Raw genomic sequence first — 438 nt, forward strand, 5'->3', positions numbered from 1 at the left:
CGAAAAGGTAAAAGTAGTTATCCTTGGACAAGACCCCTATCCCAATCCCGGACAATATTATGGAGTCTGTTTTTCTGTGCCTGATGGAGTAGCTATCCCCGGTTCACTAAACAACATATTCAAAGAGATACATCAAGACCTGGGAAAACCAATTCCTGCTTCCGGTAACCTGGATCGCTGGGTTGCCCAAGGCGTATTCCCGCTAAACTCTGTTCTTACCGTACGAGCGCACGAAACCGGTTCTCATCGAAATATGGGCTGGGAAATCTTCACAGACGCAGTTATCAGGAAACTTAGTGAAAAGCGAGAAAATTTGATATTTATGCTTTGGGGAAATTATGCGAAAGAGAAACTATCTTTGATAGATACTAGCAAACATCTGGTACTGACCAGCGTTCATCCTTCTCCCCGTTCTGCCGAATATGGTTTCTTCGGTTG

1 protein-coding gene is annotated in these 438 nt (G+C 44.3%); it reads left to right on the top strand.

Annotation, left to right across the window (positions count from 1 at the left end; all coding sequences use genetic code 11):
* Positions 1–438 (top strand): uracil-DNA glycosylase (gene ung / locus BHV72_RS06410; protein ID WP_286855265.1); only part of this gene is annotated, 438 nt, incomplete at both ends.

Origin of the sequence: Bacteroides sp. 43_46, assembly GCF_001915455.1 — a bacterium.
GTDB lineage: Bacteria > Bacteroidota > Bacteroidia > Bacteroidales > Bacteroidaceae > Bacteroides > Bacteroides caccae.